1 pseudogene is annotated in these 211 nt (G+C 72.0%); it reads left to right on the top strand.

Features of this window, described 5'->3' with window-relative positions:
* Positions 1-211 (top strand): annotated as a pseudogene (locus QWJ41_RS21795) (DNA topoisomerase IV subunit B); the annotation flags it as partial.

Here is a 211-nt window from a genome sequence, read left to right as displayed (position 1 = left end):
CAAGGGCCTGCTCGGCGGCGGCGGCCTGCCCGGCAAGCTGTCGGACTGCCAGTCGACCAACCCCGCCGAGTGCGAGGTCTTCATCGTCGTGGGCGACTCGGCCGGCGGCTCGGCCCGCCTGGGCCGCGACCCGCGCATCCAGGCGATCCTCCCGATCCGCGGCAAGATCCTCAACGTCGAGAAGGCGCGCATCGACAAGGTGCTCGGCAAC

Source organism: Nocardioides cremeus (assembly GCF_030518195.1).
Classification (GTDB): Bacteria; Actinomycetota; Actinomycetes; order Propionibacteriales; family Nocardioidaceae; genus Nocardioides; species Nocardioides cremeus.
The sequence above is the reverse complement of the archived record's forward strand: the minus strand, read 5'-3'. Positions and strand labels throughout refer to the sequence as shown.